Origin of the sequence: Campylobacter sp. W0014 (genome assembly GCF_020135975.1) — a bacterium.
Classification (GTDB): Bacteria; Campylobacterota; Campylobacteria; order Campylobacterales; family Campylobacteraceae; genus Campylobacter_D.
In genome coordinates this window covers 1-804 of record NZ_JACHTR010000081.1, presented here as the reverse complement: position 1 = coordinate 804, position 804 = coordinate 1, and the positions used below count along the sequence as shown (strand labels likewise).

The following is an 804-nucleotide window of genomic DNA, read 5'->3' as shown; positions in this document are numbered from 1 at the left end:
CAGATTGTGAAGTAAAGGCAGGCAATCAAATCCTCCACCAAGTAGGCGATACTCAAATTGTTACTAAGGGAGATTGTGTTATTATTAAAGCAGGTGGAGTTGAAGTAACTATAGACTCTAATGGACTTGTGGTTAGAGGTGGAGAGGTAAGAGCAGAATAGATAAAGGATAAAAATGAGTAACAACCCAGAAATCAAAGAACAAGACACTCAAGATGAAATTATTTTTGAAAGAAAAAAACATATTGGATTTTTGCTTTTTTGGATAACAAATATTGTATTTTTATGTTTTATGCTTTATTTGTTTCCTAGATTATTTAATCCTAGCAAAGAAATAGATTATAAATGGTTTATAGTTTTTTTTACATTTCTTTTAGTTATATATGGACTTGCACAAAATATCTATAAAATGGCAAATATTAAAAGAATTTATGTCACAAAAGAAAAACTTGTGATTGAGTATTATATTAAAAATGATTTGATTTTTCCTTTAGGAACTTTTTTTGTATATTCTCGTAGTTTGCCATTTGCACCTATGCTAGATCCAGGAGATATAGTGATATACACCTTCGGAGATAAAGTTAAAGAACACCACGAACCCAATGTTATTTTTAGTACTGATCCTGATTCTCGGATAGAAAATAGCCTTTACACAAAAGTTAATGCCATTATAAAGCCCCATGTAATGCCTTATTTGTTAAGCTTAAGTGATGAAGAATTTGAAAAAATCATTTCACATGTAAGCGGTTTTAGCGACATTAATACCACTTTCCTTAAAGAAGCAATGGAACTCAGAAAAGAGAAA

Annotated in this window: 1 protein-coding gene; it reads left to right on the top strand. The window is 30.3% G+C overall.

What is annotated here, in order from left to right; genetic code table 11:
* Window positions 1–174 precede the first annotated feature (174 nt).
* On the top strand, window positions 175–804 hold a 630-nt coding region (locus H2277_RS09040; RefSeq protein ID WP_337201972.1), incomplete at its 3' end, for a hypothetical protein.